Source organism: Lysinibacillus boronitolerans JCM 21713 = 10a = NBRC 103108, from assembly GCF_000772935.1.
In the GTDB taxonomy this organism is placed as follows: Bacteria; Bacillota; Bacilli; order Bacillales_A; family Planococcaceae; genus Lysinibacillus; species Lysinibacillus boronitolerans.
This window is the reverse complement of sequence record NZ_JPVR01000076.1, coordinates 1-20,213: the sequence shown is the minus strand read 5'-3', so window position 1 is coordinate 20,213 and position 20,213 is coordinate 1. Positions and strand designations below refer to the sequence as shown.

The following is a 20,213-nucleotide window of genomic DNA, read 5'->3' as shown; positions in this document are numbered from 1 at the left end:
GACCAATAAGACTTTGAACTTGCCTAGGAGTGGTAACACAAATGTAATTATCAGATTATTCCATTTGTTTGACGTTTAACCTTCGTTACAAGGTTTTAAGCTGGGTTCTCATGAACCAATTAGAGTGGTACCGCGGTTTGCTGATAGCATATCGTCTCTTCTTTCATTTGATGATGAAGGAAGAGATGGTATGCTTTTTTGATTTTTAGGAGGTAAGAAAGTGGAAAAAAACAAGCAACAATTGACAAGAACAATGACCTCGCGTCATATCACAATGATGGCGTTAGGTGGTGCCATTGGCGCGGGGTTATTTAAAGGAAGTAGTGCAGCCATTGATATGGCAGGACCATCTGTGCTGATTGCGTATTTAATCGGAGGCATTATTTTATTATTTGTCATGCAAGGCTTAGCAGAAATGGCTGTACGTAATAAAGAAGCAAGAACCTTTAGAGATTTAGTGCAATCAGTGTTAGGCAAATACCCTGCTTATTTCCTGGATTGGATTTATTGGAAAATGTGGGTTTTAAATATTGCGGCAGAATCTGTCGTTGCAGCTATCTTTATTCAATATTGGCTACCAGATTATCCAATTTGGATACTCGCACTATCTGTTTCAGTGTTAGTAACAGCCATTAATTTACTATCCGTAAAAATATTTGCAGAAACAGAATATTGGCTAGCATTAATCAAAATTACCGTTATTATTGTCTTTATCATTGCAGGACTTATTTTATTGCTTGTTACGTTTGGAAATCATAATGCTGTTGGTTTTGCTAACTTAACAGAGCATGGTGGGTTTTTCCCTAATGGCTCGACGGGATTAATTGCAGCTATGCTTGTAGTTATCTACTCTTATGGCGGGACAGAAATCATCGGGATTACATTAGCTGAAACGAAAAATCCTGAAAAAGTAGTGCCAAAAGCTGTTCGCAGTACATTAGTACGTATTGTTACTTTTTATTTACTGCCATTCTTTATTATCGTAAGCTTGATTCCTTGGAATGAAGTAAATGGGGTTCCTGAAAGCCCGTTTGTCATGGTTTTTAAAATGGTTGGTATTCCAGGGGCAGACCATATTATGAACGCTGTTGTTTTACTTGCCATTATTTCATCAATGAATTCTGGACTGTATGGTTCATCACGCGTACTCTATACACAGGCTGTAGATGGACGGGTGCCTAAAATCTTTGCTTATTTATCGAAACGAAAAGTACCAGTATATGCAATTTTAATGTGTACTTTAGCGATGTATCTAGGGGTCATTTTATCTTTATATGCGGGAAGCAAGACCTTTGATTTTCTAATGGGATCACTTGGTTATACTGTGTTATTTATTTGGTTAATTATTGCGATTGCACATTTAAAATCACGTAAAAAACAAGCAGAGCACACAAGTGCCTATGAAGTAAAATGGTTCCCTTATACAACTTGGGTAGCTATACTAGCGTTAAGTGCGATTCTCATCGGGATTATTTTTACCACATCAATTATTGTGACAGGCATTACGTTAGCTATTTACCTTTTTATTACGTTAACCTATGTATTGAAAGGTCGTTATCAAGACAATTAATGGCTGTGATTTGATTTTTCGACATAGATTTGCATAAAAAATACATTGTAGGCAGATTGTTCGCTCAAGTGAATTTATCCATGCTATACTACAGTCATAGTAAGTTTAAGGAGGATTTCAAATGGCAATTGTACATGCAACAGATGCTACGTTCCAGGACGATATTAAAGAAGGGTTAGTACTAGTAGACTTTTGGGCTGCTTGGTGCGGACCATGTAAAATGATTGGGCCAGTTCTTGAAGAAATGGACGCTGCGGGTAGTGCGGCTAAAATTGTAAAAGTTGACGTTGACAATAACCAAGGTACTGCAGCTCAGTATCAAATTATGTCAATCCCATCTTTACTATTATTTAAAGATGGAGAATTAGTTGACAAAACAGTAGGCTTCCAACCAAAAGAAGCTTTAGAAGCATTTATCGCAAAACATGCGTAATGAATGAAGTTCACAAAGCCGAGCCATCAATAGATGTGTTCGGCTTTTTTTCGTTATATAATATAGAAAATAACTAACATTATTCTAATGAGGGGAATTTTTACTTAGGGGGGCAGGTAGGTAATGAATGATTTAATCAAACGAAAACTGGATATTTTACCAGATCAGCCTGGCTGCTATTTGATGAAGGATCGACAAGGGACAATCATTTATGTCGGTAAAGCAAAAGTTCTGAAAAACCGTGTCCGCTCTTATTTTACTGGAACACATGAAGGCAAAACGCAAAGGCTTGTAGGTGAAATAGAAGATTTTGAGTATATTGTGACGTCATCCAATATTGAAGCACTTATTTTAGAGCTGAATCTCATCAAATTACATGATCCAAAATATAATGTCATGTTAACGGATGATAAGACCTATCCATATTTAAAAATTACGAATGAAAAACATCCTCGTCTAATTACGACACGGAAGGTAAAAAAGGATAAGGCTAAATATTTTGGTCCTTATCCAAATGCCTATGCAGCAAGTGAAACAAAAAAGCTATTGGATCGATTGTATCCGCTGCGTAAATGTGTACAATTACCATCGAAGGTTTGCCTGTATTATCATATGGGTCAATGCTTAGCACCATGTGTGAAGGAAATTGATGGTCAGGTTTACCAAGAAATGATTGAGGATATGACGAAGTTTCTAAATGGTGGTGTGGAGGCAGTCAAAAAAGAGCTTGAAGCTAAAATGCTAGCAGCTGCCGAAAATCTGGAATTTGAGCGAGCGAAGGAATTCCGAGACCAGATTGCCCATATTGATACGGTTATGCAGAAACAAAAAATAGTTTCAAGTGATACAACAAATCGAGATGTATTTGGCTATGCCGTGGAAAAAGGATGGATGTGTGTACAGGTTTTCTTTGTGCGCCAAGGTAAGCTGATAGAGCGTGATGTCTCGATTTTCCCAATCTATCAAGATGCAGAGGATGAATTTTTAACTTTTGTTGGACGCTTTTATGAAAAACCAGAGCATATTAAGCCAAAAGAAATCTTTATTCCACAAGCCATTGATGCAGCTATCTTAACGGAATTATTAGAGATCAAAGTGCTCACACCGAAAAGAGGTCAAAAGAAGGAATTGGTTGAATTAGCAACCAAAAATGCCGAAATTGCTGTGGCAGCTAAATTCCAGCTAATAGAACGCCAGGAGGAACGTACCATTGGTGCTTGTGAGGCACTTGGTGAAGCAATGGGTATTAGTACACCTTTACGAATTGAAGCTTTTGATAATAGTCATATGCATGGAACGGATGCAGTATCTGCTATGGTAGTGTTCATTGATGGGAAGCCTGCGAAAAAGGAATACCGAAAATATAAAACACGTACAGCAGCCAAGCATGATGATTACGGTGCAATGCAGGAGGTTATACGTCGTCGCTATATACGTGTTTTAAAGGAAGGTCTCCCATTACCAGATTTAGTCTTAATTGATGGTGGTAAGGGGCAAATGGAAGTAGCCCGTGAAGTACTAGAAGATGAGCTGGGTCTTGTCATACCGATTGCTGGTTTAGCAAAGGATGATAAGCATAATACATCTCAGCTATTGTTTGGTGATCCACCAGAAGTGATTAGCTTGAAACGTACAAGTGATGGCTTTTATTTATTACAACGAATTCAAGACGAAGTTCACCGCTTTGCTATTACCTTCTTGCGTCAACAGCATGAGAAGCATGCCATTCAATCTGTATTAGATCATATTGAAGGGGTAGGACCAAAACGAAAGCAACAGTTGCTAAAACATTTCGGTTCAGTCAAAAAAATTCGAGAGGCGAGCGAGCTAGCATTACAGGAGGCTGGGATGCCCGCTAATTTAGCAAGCCAAATTTTTAGCTATTTTCAGCAACAATCATTGTCAAAGGAATAGGCATGTGCTATGGTTATAAATAACATTGTTTTCAATGTTATGGAGAGCCAACTGCGTGACTAGTTTGTTTACGCTAAGGCTTAATGAATTGAATACATTCACTTTAAAGTGATGATAGAGGTGCAAGGTTCAAGAGTAACACGATGGAGGATGGACAAATCCAAAGATATTGTGTGAAAGGGGAGCTTGCCGAAGTACAGTATTGTTGTTCCATTGCTGTACTGGTTTTGCATTTAAGAAATGTAAGACTGTCGATTCTAAACGTTTCGGAGAGCTATCACACATGCGCAAGTTACGATTATTGTACATGTTATAGGTAGCTTTCACGTTATGTGGAGGCTGCCTTTTAGTTTTTCTAGAAACCCATAATTAGGTGAAATACATGAACTGGAAGGGAGAATGAAAGAATGGCTAAAATCGTGATGAAGTTTGGAGGAGCTGCATTAGGTTCCACTGAACAAATCCAAGAGGCTGCTCGAAAAGCGATTGCTGAAAAGGACAAAGGTTTTGATGTAGTGGTGGTCGTTGCAGCGATGGGACACACTGTGAAAGAGATGAAAATGATGGTACATCAACTAACAGACGATGTATCGAAACGAGAATTAGATGCGGTTTTGTCAACAGGCTCTCAATTATCTAGTGCTTTATTAGCCATCGCCTTACAGGAAGCAGGCTATAATGCTGTGTCTCTAACTGGATGGCAAGCTGGTATACATACGGACGGTATGTATCGACATGCACGAATCGACTATATAGATGTTAGTCGAATGGAAGAACACTTTACACAGGGACAAATTGTAGTCATTGCAGGAGAACAGGGGATTGACGAAGAGCACAATATTACCATGCTAGGGAAAGGTGGAGCTGAAACAGCAGCTGTAGCACTTGCTGTATCGTTAGAAGCGGAGAGAGTTGATATGTATACAAATGTGGACGGTGTTTATACAGCAGATCCACGTTATGTTACAAATGCCCAAAAGCTACAGGAAATATCCTATGATGAAATGTTGGAATTATCTAACTTAGGATCTCATATCATACATCCACGTGCGGTGGAGTTAGCGAAGAAATTTCAAATGCCTGTTATTATACGCTCAAGTTTAGTTGAATCAGTAGGCACTTTATTGAAGGAGGAAGTAGAAATGGAAAAAAATTTAGTCGTTCGTGGTGTGGCATTTGAATCGGATATTATTCGTTTAACAGTAGGGTATGATGCTTTTTCCAATGCTTCATTAGCAGACATATTTACGGTTCTTGCAGAGAACCGTATTAATGTAGATATTATTGTCCAAGCCATTATTGATGGGTTGAAGCCAACTGTATCGTTTTCCATTTTAAAAGAGGAATTTGCGGAAGCATTACGTGTGTTAGAGGATAGTAAATTATCACTCGGATTTAGTTTTGCTGACTTCGAAATTGGGCTAGCAAAAGTTTCTATCATAGGTTCAGGCATGGCTTCTAATCCAGGCGTTGCTGCTCGTATGTTTGATCGGTTACGTCGTGAAAATGTCCCTGTAAAAATGGTAAGTACCTCTGAAATAAAAGTGTCCGTTGTTGTCCCACAGGATGATATGATCAAAGCAGCTAATGCTCTCCATGATGAGTTTAATTTAGAGCAAGCACTTTACATATAATAATAGAAGAAACAGCATTTTATGTAATTGACCGAAATAAAAGGAAGAAAAAAGAAGGATTGTCCTCCCATTCTTTAATGGGAGACAATCCTTTTTAATTATTCTAAGGGAATGGTATTCATAATACGTTCTTTAACATCCCATTTGACTGTAAACATGACGTATTGTTGCTTTTCCCGTTTTTCATTATAGCATTCTGTCAGGTAGCCTTTCGCTAGTTGAATTTGCTCTGCTATAAATCCTGCTTCAAGTTTAAAGCTACGTTGCTTAATTTGCAGAATTTCAGGGTCATTTGTCAACTGGAAAATGCGTCCATCTTTTGATTCCTTTATGAGTTCTAATGTACCCCAGCAGGCATCTGCGAAAAATGCGATAAGTTCATCTTGACTTTTACATGGGAACTTGCGAGCAAGCTCCTTACCTGCCCAATAAAGGACATCATCTTCATGTTTACCGAGTATAGAAGATAGAATATGATCACGAATGATCTCATAGCCAAATGATGAGATTGTAGGAGATGGAGTGTTTAACATTGTTATCCTTCTTTCTTAGAATTTTCTTAAAATTTAACGGTAATAAAGTAATGATAGATTTTTCGAGAAAAAACGACGCATCATGTACTAGATTAGTTCTTTAATAAGCTCTATGAAAAACTCCGAGTTGCCTTGACGCTCGTAGCTCTTGAGAGTACAATAAACATGTCATAATATTGTACCATGATGAAATACACAGTCAATGAAGTATCATTTACAAAATGATGACTTCTTTTGTTGTGCTATTTTAAGTACTAAGGGGGGTAACAGTCTTGTCGAAAGATCGAGAGTTTTTATGGCGTCGCTTACATTCTCTACTTGGGATCATTCCAGTAGGTCTGTTTTTAACGATGCACCTGTTCATTAACTTTACAGCAACAGGCGGGGCAGAAAGTTACAACGATGCTACCGCAGTAATGGAAAAGATTCCATTCCTTATCCTAGTTGAATGGATTGTCATCTATATTCCATTAATGTTCCACGCATTCTATGGTGTCTACATTGCATTCACTGCTACACCAAACACAGGACGTTTCAGTACGTACCGTAACTGGATGTTCTCTTTACAACGTTTTACTGGTGTATTCTTAGTGATATTCATTGCATGGCATATTTTCCAAACTCGTATTCAAAAAGCACTTGGCACACACGTTGATTACGACATGATGGCGAATATCGTTGCTAATCCATTCATGCTTGGATTCTACATTGTTGGTATTTTATCAGCAACTTTCCACTTATCTAACGGTTTATGGGCATTCCTAGTAAGCTGGGGTATTACACAATCTCCTCAGTCTCAAAAGATCGCTACTTACGTAACAAACATTCTTTTCGTAATTCTAAGTGTAGTTGGTGTGGCTGCTATTTTAGCTTTCGTATAATTCAATAGAAGCTACGATAGAGCACATGCAATCATTGCAATTTTTTAAGAGGAGTGAGAAATAATCATGGCGAAAAGCAAAATAATTGTTGTCGGCGGTGGTCTTGCCGGTCTGATGGCAACGATTAAAGCAGCTGAAGTTGGTACTGAAGTTGATTTATTCTCATTAGTTCCTGTAAAACGCTCACACTCTGTTTGTGCGCAAGGCGGAATTAATGGTGCGGTAAATACTAAAGGTGAAGGGGATTCTCCATGGATCCACTTTGATGATACAGTATATGGTGGGGACTTCCTAGCGAACCAACCACCAGTAAAAGGTATGTGTGATGCAGCACCTGGCATTATTCACTTAATGGACCGTATGGGTGTTATGTTCAACCGTACACCAGAAGGACTTTTAGATTTCCGTCGTTTTGGTGGTACTTTAATGCACCGTACAGCTTTCTCTGGTGCAACAACTGGTCAACAATTACTATATGCGCTAGATGAGCAAGTTCGTTCTCATGAAGTAGCTGGTTTAGTAAATAAATATGAACACTGGGAATTCCTTGGTGTTATTATCGATGAAGACGGCGTTTGTCGTGGTATCGTAGCGCAAGATATGCGTACAGAAGAAATTAAATCATTCCGTGCAGACGCTGTTATTATGGCGACTGGTGGCCCTGGTATTATCTTCGGTAAAACAACAAACTCTGTTATTAACACAGGTTCTGCTGCTTCTATCGTTTATCAACAAGGTGCTTCATATGCGAATGGTGAGTTCATTCAAATTCACCCAACAGCGATTCCTGGAGATGACAAAAACCGTCTAATGTCAGAATCAGCTCGTGGTGAAGGCGGTCGTATTTGGACTTATAAAGACGGTAAACCTTGGTACTTCTTAGAAGAGAAATACCCAGCTTATGGTAACTTAGTACCACGTGATATTGCAACACGTGAAATTTTCGACGTTTGTGTAAACCAAAAACTTGGTATCAATGGCGAAAACATGGTATACCTAGATCTTTCTCATAAAGATCCACATGAATTGGACGTTAAACTTGGTGGTATCATCGAGATTTACGAAAAATTCGTAGGTGATGACCCACGTAAATTACCAATGAAAATTTTCCCAGCAGTTCACTATTCAATGGGTGGATTATGGGTTGACTACAATCAAATGACTGAAATTCCTGGTCTATTTGCAGCAGGTGAATGTGATTACTCTCAACATGGTGCAAACCGTCTTGGTGCAAACTCACTATTATCTGCTATCTACGGTGGTATGGTTGCAGGACCAAACGCAGTAGATTATGTAAAACACCTTAAAAAGCATGCTGAAGATCTTCCACAAGAGATTTACGATGCACGTGTAAAAGAGGAACAAGCGAAATGGGATGCTATCATGAAAATGGAAGGCACAGAAAACGCTTACTTACTGCATAAAGAGCTTGGTGAAATGATGACTGCTACAATGACTGTAGTACGTTACAATGATCAGCTTGAAGATACATTGAAAAAACTTGATGAGCTTACTGAGCGTTGGAATAATATCAACATCAATGATACGCAAAAATGGAGCAACCAAGGCGCACACTTTACACGTCAGCTTAAAAATATGTTAGTGCTTGCAAAAGTAATGACAAAAGGTGCACTATTACGTAATGAATCTCGTGGTGCACACTATAAACCTGATTTCCCTAACCGTGATGATGAGAACTTCTTAAAAACAACAATGGCGAAGTTTGACCCAGCTACTGGTAATCCAATCATCACGTACCAAGAAGTCGACGTTTCATTAATCCCACCACGTAAACGCGACTACTCTGCGAAAGGAGACTAAAAGTTATGCAAATCGCAGCTAATACTGGAAGAATGGTCAAAGTGGAAATCTTACGTCAAGATACACAAGGCGGCAATAGCTACTGGCAAAAATTCCAAGTGCCTTACCGTCATGGTATGAACGTAATTTCAATTTTAATGGAAATTCAAAAAAATCCTGTTACTGAAGATGGTGTAAACACATCACCAGTATCATGGGATATGAACTGTTTAGAAGAAGTTTGTGGTGCATGTTCAATGGTAATCAATGGCCGTCCACGTCAATCATGTTCTACACTAGTAGACCAATTGACAGAGCCGATTAAATTGGAGCCAATGAAAACATTCCCTGTTATTCGTGACCTACAAGTTGACCGTGAACGTATGTTCAACGCTCTTAAAAAAGTGAAAGCATGGGTACCAATCGATGGTACGTATGATTTAGGTGAAGGTCCACGTATGCCAGAAGGTAAACGTCAATGGGCTTATGAATTATCTAAATGTATGACTTGTGGTGTATGTATGGAAGCATGTCCAAACGTGTCTGAAAAAGCTTCATTCATCGGACCAGCTCCATTATCACAAGTACGTCTTTTCAACACTCACCCAACAGGTGCAATGATTAAAGATGAACGTTTAAATGCGATTATGGGTGATGGCGGCCTTGCAAACTGTGGTAACTCTCAAAACTGTGTTGCTGCATGTCCAAAAGGTATTCCTTTAACAACATCTATCGCTTCATTAAACCGTGCAACTACTGTGCAAATGTTCCGTAACTTCTTCGGTTCTGACCACTACGTAGACTAATATACGGACAAGAACTCCCTTACACTTCGTGTGAGGGAGTTTTTTATAGTTATAGAAATGAATAGTTATCAAATTGAATATTCGCGTTTTTTCTATGATAATATAGCATTTTCTTTTATAATGAATATGTATTCATTTTGTTTACCGTCGATTGATAAAAGACGGGCAATTACATGACAGGGGATGGTATATCATGAAGGCAAATTATATCGATAATTTTCAAGAGTGGGAAAAGGGTTTTTCATTTTTTAGTGAGGTACGAGTACGATTTTCAGAAACAGACATGTATGGTCATATGAACAATACGATTAGCTTTACATATTTTGAGCAAGCAAGAATTGATTATTTCCGTCATTTAGGAATTTTAATGCCCTCAGTTGGAGAAGAGGATGTGAAATCTATACCAATCGTAGCCGATTTACAATGTGATTATGTAAAGCAGGTTTTCTTTGATGACGTTCTACGAATTTATACAAAAATCGCGCAAGTTGGGAATTCATCGATGGACATTCATTATCTAGCAAAAAATCAAAAGGACGAAATTTGTTTCACTGGTCGTGGAACGATTGTGCAAATGGATCCTCGCACAGGCAAAAGTGTACCGATTTCAGAGGAAGAAAAAACGAAATTAAATCAGTTGGCTATGCTACCTCACTAGCTCAATATGTAACTGTATGTAAATTTATTAAAATAGTAGGAATTGCATTTTACGTAAAATTTACGAATGTATCAATATAATTTTCGAAATTTTTAAGGAAACATGGAATAATCATGCAAATAGCCGTCACCGCTTCCTGCCCCTTAACATAAGTTACAATACGTGCGGGGGAGGAGGGTGTAACTGAATGAATGGCTCTCATCATCGTTCTCTTTTAACAAACCGAGAACGTGAAATATTTGCGCTTTTATTAGCTGAAAAAACAACGAGAGATATTGCAGAGCAGCTTGGTATTAGTGAAAAAACAGTGCGAAATCACATTTCCAATACAATTCAAAAGCTAGGTGTAACGAATCGATCTCAGGCGTTAATTGAGCTGTTACGCTTGGAAGAATTTAAATTAGACTAATGGACACTTGCTATTTCGTGAAAAAAACGACAAAATAGAACTATTCAACGTATTTTTAGGAGTGAAATAGTTATATGTCGGATGAAGTAACAAAGCACTCACCTGAAACCGTTGCAACGGTTGAAAAGGAATTACGCTATATAGCGGCCATCGTGAAGCAAAAGGGAAGAGAAATTGTTTCCGATTATGCGATTACGCCGCCACAATTTGTTGCATTACAGTGGTTAGAAGAGCTTGGTGATATTACAATTGGCGAATTATCAAACCGTTTATATTTAGCTTTTAGCACAACAACAGATTTAGTGGACCGAATGGAGAAAAATGAATTAGTCAAGCGTGTGCGTGATGAAAATGATCGCCGTGTCGTTGTCGTTCATCTTCTCGAAAAGGGCGAACGTATTATTCAAGAAGTTATTGAAAAAAGACAGCAATACTTGCAAGAGATGCTTGTTGGTTTTAATGAACAAGAAGTCGCGCAATTATCAAGCTACTTAGAAAAACTACATGTACACATGAAACAGGATTGAGGCGGAAAGTATGAATGCCCCGATAGGCGTTATTGACTCAGGAGTAGGCGGTTTAACCGTAGCAAAAGAAATCATGAAGCGATTGCCAAACGAAACGATTTATTATATTGGCGATACAGCAAGGTGTCCGTATGGTCCAAGAAGTCGTCAGGAAGTACGGAATTTTACTTGGCAAATGGCAAAAGCACTCGAAAAAATGAATGTTAAGATGCTCGTTATAGCTTGTAATACAGCGACTGCAGTAGCACTCGAAAGTTTACAAAGAAATATGCCTTTTCCAGTACTAGGTGTTATCAATGCTGGCGCACGTGCAGCTGTAAAAAAAACGAAGCGACATGAAGTCGTTGTGCTTGCAACAGAAGGAACAATTAAAAGTGGGGCTTATGAAGAAGCCTTATTGTCACTCAATACGTCAACACATATTATTCCACTAGCTTGTCCAACATTCGTACCACTTGTAGAAAGTGGCGAATATAAAGGTGACTTTGCAAATAATTTAATAGCAGAAGGCTTAAAGCCGTTGAAAAATCGACAATTTGATACGGTTATTTTAGGGTGTACACATTATCCTATTTTACAAAAACAAATTGAAGCTGTTGTCGGAGAAGATGTAAACGTACTATCTTCTGCGGAGGAAACAGCAAAGGATGTTCAGGAAATGCTAGCGTATAATGGCACTTTAGCGAATGTAAATGCGGTGCCTGCTCATAAATTTTTTGCAACTGGTTCTGTACCAATTTTCCGTTCGATTGCTGAGAATTGGTTAGAGCAAGGTACTCTTGACATAAAACGTATCACATTAAAATAAAAAATCAGCTTAGCAACAGGCTAGGCTGATTTTTGCCGTTTTTAGCATTGTACATAAACCGCTATCGAGTACTTTTTCGATGACATAAATTATGTTAAGATGAGGGCGCGAAAGTTTTTAGGAGGAACGAATTATATGACAAGATTTGATGGTAGAAATGCAGATGAGCTAAGACCTGTGAAAATAGAGAGTGAGTATCTATTACATCCAGAAGGCTCTGTGTTAATTCAAGTAGGTAATACAAAAGTAATTTGTACAGCAACGATGGAAGACAAGGTACCTGGCTTTTTACGTGGGCAAGGGAAAGGCTGGATTACAGCCGAGTATTCCATGTTGCCTCGTGCAACCGCTCAACGTACACCACGTGAATCCTCTCGTGGGAAAGTCAATGGACGTACTATGGAGATTCAGCGCTTAATTGGACGTGCATTGCGTGCTGTAGTCGATTTAGAGGCGCTAGGCGAACGTACTGTGTGGATTGACTGTGATGTCATTCAAGCGGATGGGGGTACACGTACAGCATCCATTACGGGAGCATTTGTTGCCATGACACAGGCCATTGCTAAATTTGCTGAAGAAAAGCCATTCGAAAAATTCCCGGTAACAGACTTTTTGGCAGCAACAAGTGTTGGGATCGTAGTGGAACAAGGGGCTATTCTTGATTTAAATTATGTAGAAGATGTGGCTGCAGCTGTTGATATGAACATTGTGATGACAGGTGCAGGACGATTTGTCGAATTACAAGGTACTGGAGAGGAAGCTACCTTTTCTCGAGAAGAACTAAATGAATTGTTAGCACTAGGTGAAAAAGGCATACAACAATTAGTTGAACTTCAAAAAATAACGCTTGGTGAAATGGCAAACAAGATTGGAGGGAATCAATAATATGAAACAAGTAGTCATCGCCACAAAAAATAAAGGAAAAGCAAAAGACTTTGAAGCATTATTTGGACCACTTGGTTATGAAGTCGTGACAATGTTTGAAGTGGCCCCAGATATGGAAATAGAAGAAACAGGAACAACATTCGAAGAAAATGCCATCCTAAAAGCAGAAGCATTAGCGAAGGAGCTTGGAACCATTGTTATTGCAGATGATAGTGGTTTAGCAGTAGATGCATTAAATGGTGAGCCAGGTGTGTACTCCGCTCGCTATGCTGGTGACCATGACGATGAAGCAAATATGATTAAACTATTAGAAAATTTACAAGGTGTCGAAGATGACAAACGTACAGCACGTTTTTGCTGCTGTATTGCAATTGCAGGACCTGATTTTGCAACAACAACAGTATTTGGTACATGTGAAGGCGTTATTGCCCATGAAAAGCGTGGAACGAACGGCTTTGGCTATGATCCAATCTTTTTCGTGCCAAGCTTAAATCGAATGATGGCTGAGCTTTCACCAGAGGAAAAAGGCTCAATTTCTCACCGAGGCAATGCCATCCGCAAGTTAAAGGAGCAATTACCGAATCTTATCAAATAAGAGGTGATATCCATGAAAATGCTTGTTATGAGCGATACACATGGTGATAGCCATGTCATCGAAAAGGTTAAAGGTTTTTATCCTGAAATAGATGTTGTGGTTCATTGTGGAGATAGTGAACTTCCCTATTCACATGAGGCATTAGAAGGATTGAAAAAAGTACGTGGAAACTGTGATCGTGAAAAAGCTTTCCCTGAAGAAGAAATTTTCACTGTCCAGGATGTGAAAGTTTATGTAACACATGGTCATTTATTCAATGTGAAAAATTCCATCTTATCATTGTCCTATCGTGCAAAAGAAGTAGGTGCACAGATCGTTTGTTTCGGTCATTCTCATATACTCGGTGCTGAAATGATGGATGGCATCTTATTTTTAAATCCGGGCAGCTTATTAAAACCACGAGGCCGTAAAGAGAAAAGCTTTGCTGTTGTGGAAATCAATGCAACATCTTTTAAAGTTGATTGCATGACAGATGACAATCAATGTATGGCTACATATACATTTGAGCGACAATAATAGGGGAAATCCGCATGACTATCAAAGTATGCGGATTTTTATTTGGGCTGCTGATAATGGTAAAATTGCCTATGAATGATTAATGCTGAAATAGCAAAAATAAATCGTAAAGGCAATAAAGGAGAAAACATGAAAAAAACAATTGGCTGGCATTTTGATAATAGTTACGTTCAACTACCAAGTATTTTTTATTCCGACATATCGTTAAATCCTGTTCGTTCACCAAAATTGATCTTATTAAATGAGTCAGTTGCAGCATCACTTGGATTAGACATTCAGACTTTAAAGAGTGAGGAAGCATTAGCCGTTTTAGCTGGTAATACAATCCCTGAGGGTGGCGAACCGATTGCACAGGCTTACGCAGGGCATCAATTTGGTCATTTTAATATGCTAGGTGATGGTAGAGCTCTATTATATGGGGAGCAAATCACACCTCAAAATGAACGGTATGATATTGCTCTAAAGGGATCGGGTAGAACACCTTATTCTCGGGGTGGAGATGGGCGAGCCGCCTTAGGTCCAATGCTAAGGGAATATATTATTAGTGAAGCGATGTTTGCGCTAGGGATTCCCACTTCACGTAGTCTAGCAGTAGTCACTACAGGTGAAATGATTATTCGAGAAACGGAACTACCAGGCGCTATTGTCACACGAGTTGCAAGTAGTCATTTGCGGGTAGGGACATTTCAATATGCTGCGCAATGGGGGACAGATGAGGAGCTACAGCTCTTAGCTGATTATGCATTAGAACGACATTACCCAGCTAATAGTGGTGATCAAAATCGTTATCTTTATTTGCTGCAGGAAGTCATAAAGAAACAAGCGACCCTTATAGCAAAGTGGCAGTTAGTAGGCTTTATTCATGGCGTCATGAATACCGATAATATGACCATTAGTGGTGAAACCATTGATTATGGTCCTTGTGCATTCATGGACGTCTATGATCCAGCGACTGTGTTTAGCTCGATTGATCGCCAAGGACGCTATGCTTATGGAAATCAGCCCAACATTGGTGGCTGGAATTTAACGCGCTTAGCTGAGTCCTTACTACCTTTAATTGATGATGATCAAGAAAAAGCCATTCAACTGGCACAAGAAACGCTACAACAGTATCCAAAATTATTTGTAGAAAATTGGTTGGAAGGAATGCGTGCAAAGCTAGGCATTTTTAATGAGGAGCAAGAGGACATCAAGCTTGTTGAAGAGCTTCTTCAGCTTATGCAGCAATACCAAGCAGATTATACGAATACATTTATCGCCTTAACGTTTGAGCAATTGGAGGATTCGCCTTTATTTAACGCATCAGCTTTTAAGGACTGGCATCACAAATGGCAAGCTCGATTAGCGAGACAGCAGCAAACAAAAGACATGTCACAGCAATTAATGCGTCAACATAATCCAGCTATTATTCCGCGTAACCACAGGGTAGAAGAAGCTTTGGAAGCGGCTGTAGAACGAGGCGATTATAGTGTGATGAACAACTTACTAAAAGTCCTAGCTCAGCCTTATGCCCATACGAAAGAGCAACAAGCATACGCTTCATTACCTGAACCGACGAATCAACCATATCGTACGTTTTGTGGCACATAAGTAAAAACGAGAGTTATTTATTCTCTCGTTTTTTATTTGTATAAAGGCACTCTACCGTATTCAAACGCATATTCTATGTATGAATAAAAATAAAGGAGAATAGGGTCGGTGCATAAGTATTCAAAGGGTTGGTTTGTCAAAGTATTACGTGCTCATGGAATAATGGTTCATCCTCAATTTAAAAGTCATTTAGGCTTATATAAAGAATCTGAATTACGAAACTTATATTATCGTTATGTCGAAATAGAGTCTGCTGAGCAAAATCAATAGACCGTTTGTTTGAATAACTCCTTTCTAGGAAAAACTAGTGCTTAGAAAGGAGTTTTACGATGTGGATGATGACTCAAACATGGCAAGATGTTCTATTTTTACATTGGCCGATAGACCCTCAAGAACTCGAAAAACATGTACCTAAAGAACTGAAGCTCGATCTCTTTGAACAAAATGCTTGGCTTAGTGCTGTCCTTTTTAAAGTTTATCGACATCGACTACGCTTTCTACCACCTCTTCCGGGGATGAATACCTATTTACAATTGAATGTCCGAACATATGTGGAGTATAACGGCATGAAAGGCATCTATTTTTTTCATTTAGATGTGACGAATAATTTCTTATCAAAAATTACGGCAATAGGTAGCTTGCCATATCGCCATTCCAACATCCTAGTAAAACAAAGAGGGAATCACTATTCATATACAAGCCATTACAAAGCATGTGACGAAAGATTGAGGGTTATTTATACAATAGAAGACAAGACCAATACTAATTTTGACCGATGGATTGTAGAGCGTTACCATTCATGGGCGAAATGGAAGGATACACTTTTTCGCATTGATATTCACCACTCCCCATGGGAATTAAAGCGAGCCAACGTAACGATTCAAAGCAATACATTAGCCTCTTTTATGAAGGGTAGTCTTCAGGGCATACAGCCTCATGCTCATTATGCCAAAAACAAAACGGCGAGAGTTTTTCCTCCAGCAGTTGAGCGTAAAATGGTCATAAATGCATCAAGATTTTTACATTAAAAGAGGTAACAAAATTGCATCACGATGGCACTGGCAATCATATCTGACATCGCAAGTGCCTCTGCTTCAATTTCATCGAATACGTCTACATCTGCCTGAAAATCTTTTTGTATCATCGTGACAGCTTCATTTTTCGTTAAAGCTAAATGCGTATAAAACATTTTTTGTACTGCCTCTCTACTTAGGTATGGATTGATTGTATGCAAAAAGAAAGCAATATCATCTGCATTACGATACCATTCCTTTTCTTTTGCTTCTGCTGTGGTAGCGTCACCTTTCGCAGCAGCTGTCACTAATTGAGCCGCAATTACCAGATGCTCTTTAATTAAAGCTGCATAACGATCCGCCACGGAGTCACCATAAAAGGGGCGTAAACAATTCCCTAAATCGGTTGCATTGCGTAGCAAACGCTGCTGCACAAAGGGTAAATCAGGCAAATTAAACACAATGCTAATAATAGTCATCCGTGTCCAATTCACATGCTCCATCCAAAGTAAGCGGTTCATAGCCATAAAGTCTGCTTCGCCTTTACTAATACAGCGTCGGTAATCATTTGACTGTAAAAAGTGACGAATCGGAGCCGTATACTGCGTATAGGGGGCATGATACAGCTGGCTTAATGAAAAACCATTTGAATAGGGGTACAAGGCTTCACTCCTTCTTGTTCTATCTCCTACAGTAGCATACTCCAAGGAATCTCAGAGTATGAAGAACAAGAAAGAAAAGAACAGACGACAAAATTACGCTTCATACATCATTTTCTTCGTCATGCCACCATCAACTGTAAGATTAATACCTGTTACAAAGTTATTCATCGGGTTTGTTAAATAGAGACAAGCCTGTGCAATATCTTCAGGCAGACCAACCCTTCCTGACAAATGCTGCGCATGATCAATTGGCCGTAGTGCCTCGTAATCACCTGTTTCAATCCACCCAGGTGAAATACAATTCACCGTAATTTGATCGGGCCCTAAAGATCGCGCTAAAGCATGTGTTAACGCTATGATACCACCCTTTGTAGCCGCATAAGCTTCTGTATGAGGCTCCGACATTTCAGCACGCGTAGAGGCCAGCGAAACAATAGAACCACCCTTTGCATTATGCCGCATCACTTTTGCAGCCTCTCTGGCACAGAAAAAGGTGCTCGATAAATTCGTCTGCAACAAATCCTGCCACTCATCAAACGTCACCTCATAGGGAGATTGATACTGAAACTTCCCAGCATTATTAATTAATATATGAATGGTCCCATATTGCTCAACAGCTCGCTGCATCAAATGAATGATATCCTGTTCCTTTGTCACATCCGTTGGAACAAATAATGCAGAGTAGCCTTGAGCAAGCATATCCTGTTCTAACTGTTGACCTAAGCCTGCATTCAAATCAGCAATCACCACTTTTGCGCCTTGTTGTGCATATGCGAGTGTAATGCCCTTTCCAATCCCTTGTGCACCACCAGTGACAATAACGACTAAATCTTTAAACATCCTCATACCTCCTACTTTTTTATCGCCAATAGTGTAGCAAATATTTTGCTATCCGTCCTGCTAAGTGGGTGAGGAAATGGTATAATGGATGCTGTAGCAACATATGATAAAAAATATGAGGCAAACCTTGCCTGCATAGTAAAATTAATGTTGACATTATGCTATAAAGTACATATAATAAATATTGTCCTTCCTATGGAATACATAAGAAACGACATCATGTCTCAGTAGCTCAGCTGGATAGAGCAACGGCCTTCTAAGCCGTCGGTCGGGGGTTCGAATCCCTCCTGGGACGTCAATAGGTAGTTTTAGAAAGAGAAACTACAGAGTAAAAAACACCTTAAATCCTTTAATATCAAGGATTTAAGGTGTTTTTAGTATTTTTGAAAAGTCGTTAAAAAGAGATAAAAATAAAAGGTTTCTACACATTTTCTACACATCTACACTCTCTATATTAGTTGAAGGCATTAACATCATCTTTTTAAATACATCTGCTGTTTTCTAGAATCACGTTCACGCAATTTTTTTAGCACATGGGCATATGTAGAAGAAGTAATTTCAATACTTGAATGACCTAGACGTTCAGACACATAAATCAAATTTACTTCTTCGAAAAGTAAAATGCTCGCATGTGTGTGGCGTAATCCATGAGCAGTAATGAGTGGTGTTATTTTAAGATGTTTCAATGCTGCTAGTAGTACATCATTTAATCGATCATTAGTGACGACTAAAATATCGGATGTATCTTCGAAAAAGACTAGTTGATATTGATTATCTGAGTGTGATGTTCGATATTTGAAAAATTTCTTAAACAATAGCATAGTCTCTGTATCAATGGTTATTGTGCGCTCAGAACTTTCATTTTTTAAGCCACTAAAGCCACCGCCTTCTTTGTATTTCCATTGCCGTTCTACACGAATGAAACTCTCTTTAAAGTTAAAATCTGTTTCGATGAGGCCAACTAATTCACCATAACGCATACCAGAAGTTAAGGCAAGGAGCAGTAGTAAATTTTCGATACCATTATCAATGTTCGGTAAATTTTTAATATTTTTTTTCAATATGATCTTTTAAATAATATAGGAGCCTTTCAGTGTCAGCTAGATTTAGAAATTTTTCAGAGTCTTTTTTGGAAGTGGCACCTGTAATTGTAATATTTCGAGTAAAATCATTCTTTATAAGACCTTCGTCAATTGCTTCTAAACAAACATTTTCGCAGTATCCGTTTAATTTAAGATTGTATAGGATCTCATTGTAATGTCAGAGATATTGGTTTTATATGTTTTTACCCAATCCATAAAATACTTAGTGAAAGGAATATCTTCTTGAATTGGTGGAAAGCCATTTTCCCAATGTTAGCTTTAATAGCTGCTGCTGCAATTGTTGCTTCTTTTTTGGTACTGAAACCACCTTTCCGTATAGGTTTATACTTTCCTTCTACCATTCTACTAACACAATACTGCCACGTCTTTCCACGCTTTGTTATACTCGCCATAATAGACACCCCCAATTACATTGTTATTAAGGTCATAGAAAAGTTCTATTCCTAATTCCTATTTGGCATATTCATTTTTTTATTAAAATATTGAGAAGTCGTTTTTCAGCGAAGTCATATTCCACATTATATAGTTGTTGAACATTCTCAATAGTGAGCACATCATAATCCATTTCGTCCAGCATGAAAAGAGGGGACACAGGCATGATACATAAAATTATTTGCTTTGTTCTCTAGATATTTTATCTAAGATTTGGACATACGCACTTGCTGTCCAGTATGTAATAAAACATGCCCTAACTCATGGCAAAAATCCTGTCACAGTTGTATACGGGATAATTTTTTGTTAAGAAAAATATAAACTTGGTGATCATCAAAAAGTGCTTGACTTGTTTTGTCTCAATAAAAAATCTTTATTTCTAAAGATGTAGCAATTTTTATAAAATCTAGTTGTGAAGGTTTTGTTATTCTCAATTTGCTGTAAAGCCTATTTATAAATACTTGTGTGTGTGTGGTATAGTTCATTCATTTAACAACTCCATCAATAAAATAGAACATTTGCTCTATTTTAGTTTACAATAAAACCCTACTCATTAATGAAGTGACCCCTAAAAGTTAGACACGGTTATTTCGTTTAGACAGCT

The 20,213-nt window shown here is 38.5% G+C and carries 22 protein-coding genes, 1 tRNA gene, 1 riboswitch and 1 other annotated feature (1 of these 25 running past the window's edge); of the genes, 18 read left to right on the top strand and 5 right to left on the bottom strand.

Annotation, left to right across the window (positions count from 1 at the left end):
• Positions 1 to 162: a binding site (T-box leader), on the top strand (it extends 70 nt beyond the left edge of the window).
• Between the two features lie 91 nt (positions 163 to 253).
• From CD31_RS13400 to CD31_RS13385, 4 genes are all read left to right on the top strand, one after another.
• Positions 254 to 1,570 (top strand): amino acid permease, encoded by a 1,317-nt coding sequence (locus tag CD31_RS13400; RefSeq protein WP_425319311.1) that lies wholly within the window; start codon positions 254 to 256, stop codon positions 1,568 to 1,570.
• A gap of 121 nt (positions 1,571 to 1,691) precedes the next feature.
• Entirely contained in the window at positions 1,692 to 2,003 is a 312-nt protein-coding gene (gene trxA / locus CD31_RS13395) for a thioredoxin (RefSeq protein WP_004226420.1), read from the top strand.
• A gap of 123 nt (positions 2,004 to 2,126) precedes the next feature.
• Positions 2,127 to 3,917: an excinuclease ABC subunit UvrC gene (gene uvrC / locus CD31_RS13390; RefSeq protein ID WP_036078276.1), complete on the top strand. Its 1,791-nt coding sequence runs from the start codon at positions 2,127 to 2,129 to the stop codon at positions 3,915 to 3,917.
• A gap of 107 nt (positions 3,918 to 4,024) precedes the next feature.
• A riboswitch (Lysine riboswitch) is annotated at positions 4,025 to 4,202 on the top strand.
• Positions 4,203 to 4,324: 122 nt separating this feature from the next.
• Positions 4,325 to 5,551, top strand: a complete 1,227-nt coding sequence (locus CD31_RS13385; RefSeq protein WP_036078274.1) for an aspartate kinase — start codon at positions 4,325 to 4,327, stop codon at positions 5,549 to 5,551.
• 98 nt (positions 5,552 to 5,649) lie between these two features.
• Here CD31_RS13385 and CD31_RS13380 read toward each other — a convergent pair whose 3' ends face one another.
• On the bottom strand, positions 5,650 to 6,084 hold the full coding sequence (locus CD31_RS13380) for a YslB family protein (protein WP_016991545.1): 435 nt from the start codon (positions 6,082 to 6,084) through the stop codon (positions 5,650 to 5,652).
• Between the two features lie 272 nt (positions 6,085 to 6,356).
• Between CD31_RS13380 and CD31_RS13375 the strand changes: the two genes are divergently transcribed.
• The 13 genes from CD31_RS13375 (at position 6,357) to CD31_RS13320 (ending at position 16,587) form a co-directional block, all read left to right on the top strand.
• Positions 6,357 to 6,965: a succinate dehydrogenase cytochrome b558 subunit gene (locus tag CD31_RS13375; RefSeq protein WP_004226428.1), complete on the top strand. Its 609-nt coding sequence runs from the start codon at positions 6,357 to 6,359 to the stop codon at positions 6,963 to 6,965.
• Positions 6,966 to 7,031: 66 nt separating this feature from the next.
• Entirely contained in the window at positions 7,032 to 8,786 is a 1,755-nt protein-coding gene (gene sdhA, locus CD31_RS13370; RefSeq protein ID WP_004226429.1) for a succinate dehydrogenase flavoprotein subunit, read from the top strand.
• A gap of 5 nt (positions 8,787 to 8,791) precedes the next feature.
• Positions 8,792 to 9,571: a succinate dehydrogenase iron-sulfur subunit gene (gene sdhB, locus CD31_RS13365; RefSeq protein WP_004226431.1), complete on the top strand. Its 780-nt coding sequence runs from the start codon at positions 8,792 to 8,794 to the stop codon at positions 9,569 to 9,571.
• 193 nt (positions 9,572 to 9,764) lie between these two features.
• Positions 9,765 to 10,229 carry an acyl-CoA thioesterase gene (locus CD31_RS13360; protein ID WP_036078272.1) on the top strand — a complete coding sequence of 155 codons (465 nt, stop codon included), beginning with the start codon at positions 9,765 to 9,767 and terminating at the stop codon, positions 10,227 to 10,229.
• A 187-nt stretch (positions 10,230 to 10,416) separates the two neighbouring features.
• The gene (locus tag CD31_RS13355; RefSeq protein ID WP_004226437.1) at positions 10,417 to 10,638 is read left to right on the top strand and encodes a helix-turn-helix domain-containing protein; all 222 of its coding nucleotides are present in this window, start codon (positions 10,417 to 10,419) and stop codon (positions 10,636 to 10,638) included.
• A gap of 74 nt (positions 10,639 to 10,712) precedes the next feature.
• A complete protein-coding gene (locus CD31_RS13350; protein WP_016991542.1) occupies positions 10,713 to 11,165 on the top strand; it encodes a MarR family winged helix-turn-helix transcriptional regulator in 453 nt (150 codons plus the stop codon).
• A 10-nt stretch (positions 11,166 to 11,175) separates the two neighbouring features.
• Positions 11,176 to 11,973, top strand: coding sequence for a glutamate racemase (gene racE, locus CD31_RS13345; protein WP_036078269.1), 798 nt, complete (start codon positions 11,176 to 11,178; stop codon positions 11,971 to 11,973).
• A gap of 135 nt (positions 11,974 to 12,108) precedes the next feature.
• Entirely contained in the window at positions 12,109 to 12,858 is a 750-nt protein-coding gene (gene rph / locus CD31_RS13340) for a ribonuclease PH (RefSeq protein ID WP_036078267.1), read from the top strand.
• A 1-nt stretch (position 12,859) separates the two neighbouring features.
• A complete protein-coding gene (locus CD31_RS13335; RefSeq protein WP_016991540.1) occupies positions 12,860 to 13,453 on the top strand; it encodes an XTP/dITP diphosphatase in 594 nt (197 codons plus the stop codon).
• A gap of 12 nt (positions 13,454 to 13,465) precedes the next feature.
• Positions 13,466 to 13,969, top strand: coding sequence for a metallophosphoesterase (locus tag CD31_RS13330; RefSeq protein WP_016991539.1), 504 nt, complete (start codon positions 13,466 to 13,468; stop codon positions 13,967 to 13,969).
• 129 nt (positions 13,970 to 14,098) lie between these two features.
• On the top strand, positions 14,099 to 15,559 hold the full coding sequence (locus tag CD31_RS13325) for a protein adenylyltransferase SelO (RefSeq protein WP_036078265.1): 1,461 nt from the start codon (positions 14,099 to 14,101) through the stop codon (positions 15,557 to 15,559).
• 108 nt (positions 15,560 to 15,667) lie between these two features.
• A complete protein-coding gene (locus tag CD31_RS23010) occupies positions 15,668 to 15,829 on the top strand; it encodes a DUF2639 domain-containing protein (RefSeq protein WP_016991537.1) in 162 nt (53 codons plus the stop codon).
• A 59-nt stretch (positions 15,830 to 15,888) separates the two neighbouring features.
• On the top strand, positions 15,889 to 16,587 hold the full coding sequence (locus CD31_RS13320) for a YqjF family protein (protein ID WP_036078263.1): 699 nt from the start codon (positions 15,889 to 15,891) through the stop codon (positions 16,585 to 16,587).
• Here CD31_RS13320 and CD31_RS13315 read toward each other — a convergent pair.
• Positions 16,584 to 17,234, bottom strand: coding sequence for a hypothetical protein (locus CD31_RS13315; RefSeq protein WP_016991536.1), 651 nt, complete (start codon positions 17,232 to 17,234; stop codon positions 16,584 to 16,586). The genes CD31_RS13320 and CD31_RS13315 overlap by 4 nt on opposite strands.
• 93 nt (positions 17,235 to 17,327) lie before the next feature.
• The gene (locus tag CD31_RS13310) at positions 17,328 to 18,074 is read right to left on the bottom strand and encodes an SDR family NAD(P)-dependent oxidoreductase (protein ID WP_036078260.1); all 747 of its coding nucleotides are present in this window, start codon (positions 18,072 to 18,074) and stop codon (positions 17,328 to 17,330) included.
• A 221-nt stretch (positions 18,075 to 18,295) separates the two neighbouring features.
• Between CD31_RS13310 and CD31_RS13305 the strand changes: the two genes are divergently transcribed.
• A tRNA-Arg gene (locus tag CD31_RS13305) sits at positions 18,296 to 18,369 on the top strand.
• Positions 18,370 to 18,547: 178 nt separating this feature from the next.
• On the opposite strand, the gene CD31_RS23700 is transcribed toward CD31_RS13305, so the two are convergent.
• Together CD31_RS23700 and CD31_RS23850 are read right to left on the bottom strand one after the other, a co-directional pair.
• A complete protein-coding gene (locus CD31_RS23700; protein ID WP_052125380.1) occupies positions 18,548 to 19,135 on the bottom strand; it encodes a site-specific integrase in 588 nt (195 codons plus the stop codon).
• Positions 19,136 to 19,359: 224 nt separating this feature from the next.
• Positions 19,360 to 19,569 (bottom strand): Arm DNA-binding domain-containing protein, encoded by a 210-nt coding sequence (locus CD31_RS23850; RefSeq protein WP_036078258.1) that lies wholly within the window; start codon positions 19,567 to 19,569, stop codon positions 19,360 to 19,362.
• Between the last annotated feature and the right edge of the window lie 644 nt (positions 19,570 to 20,213).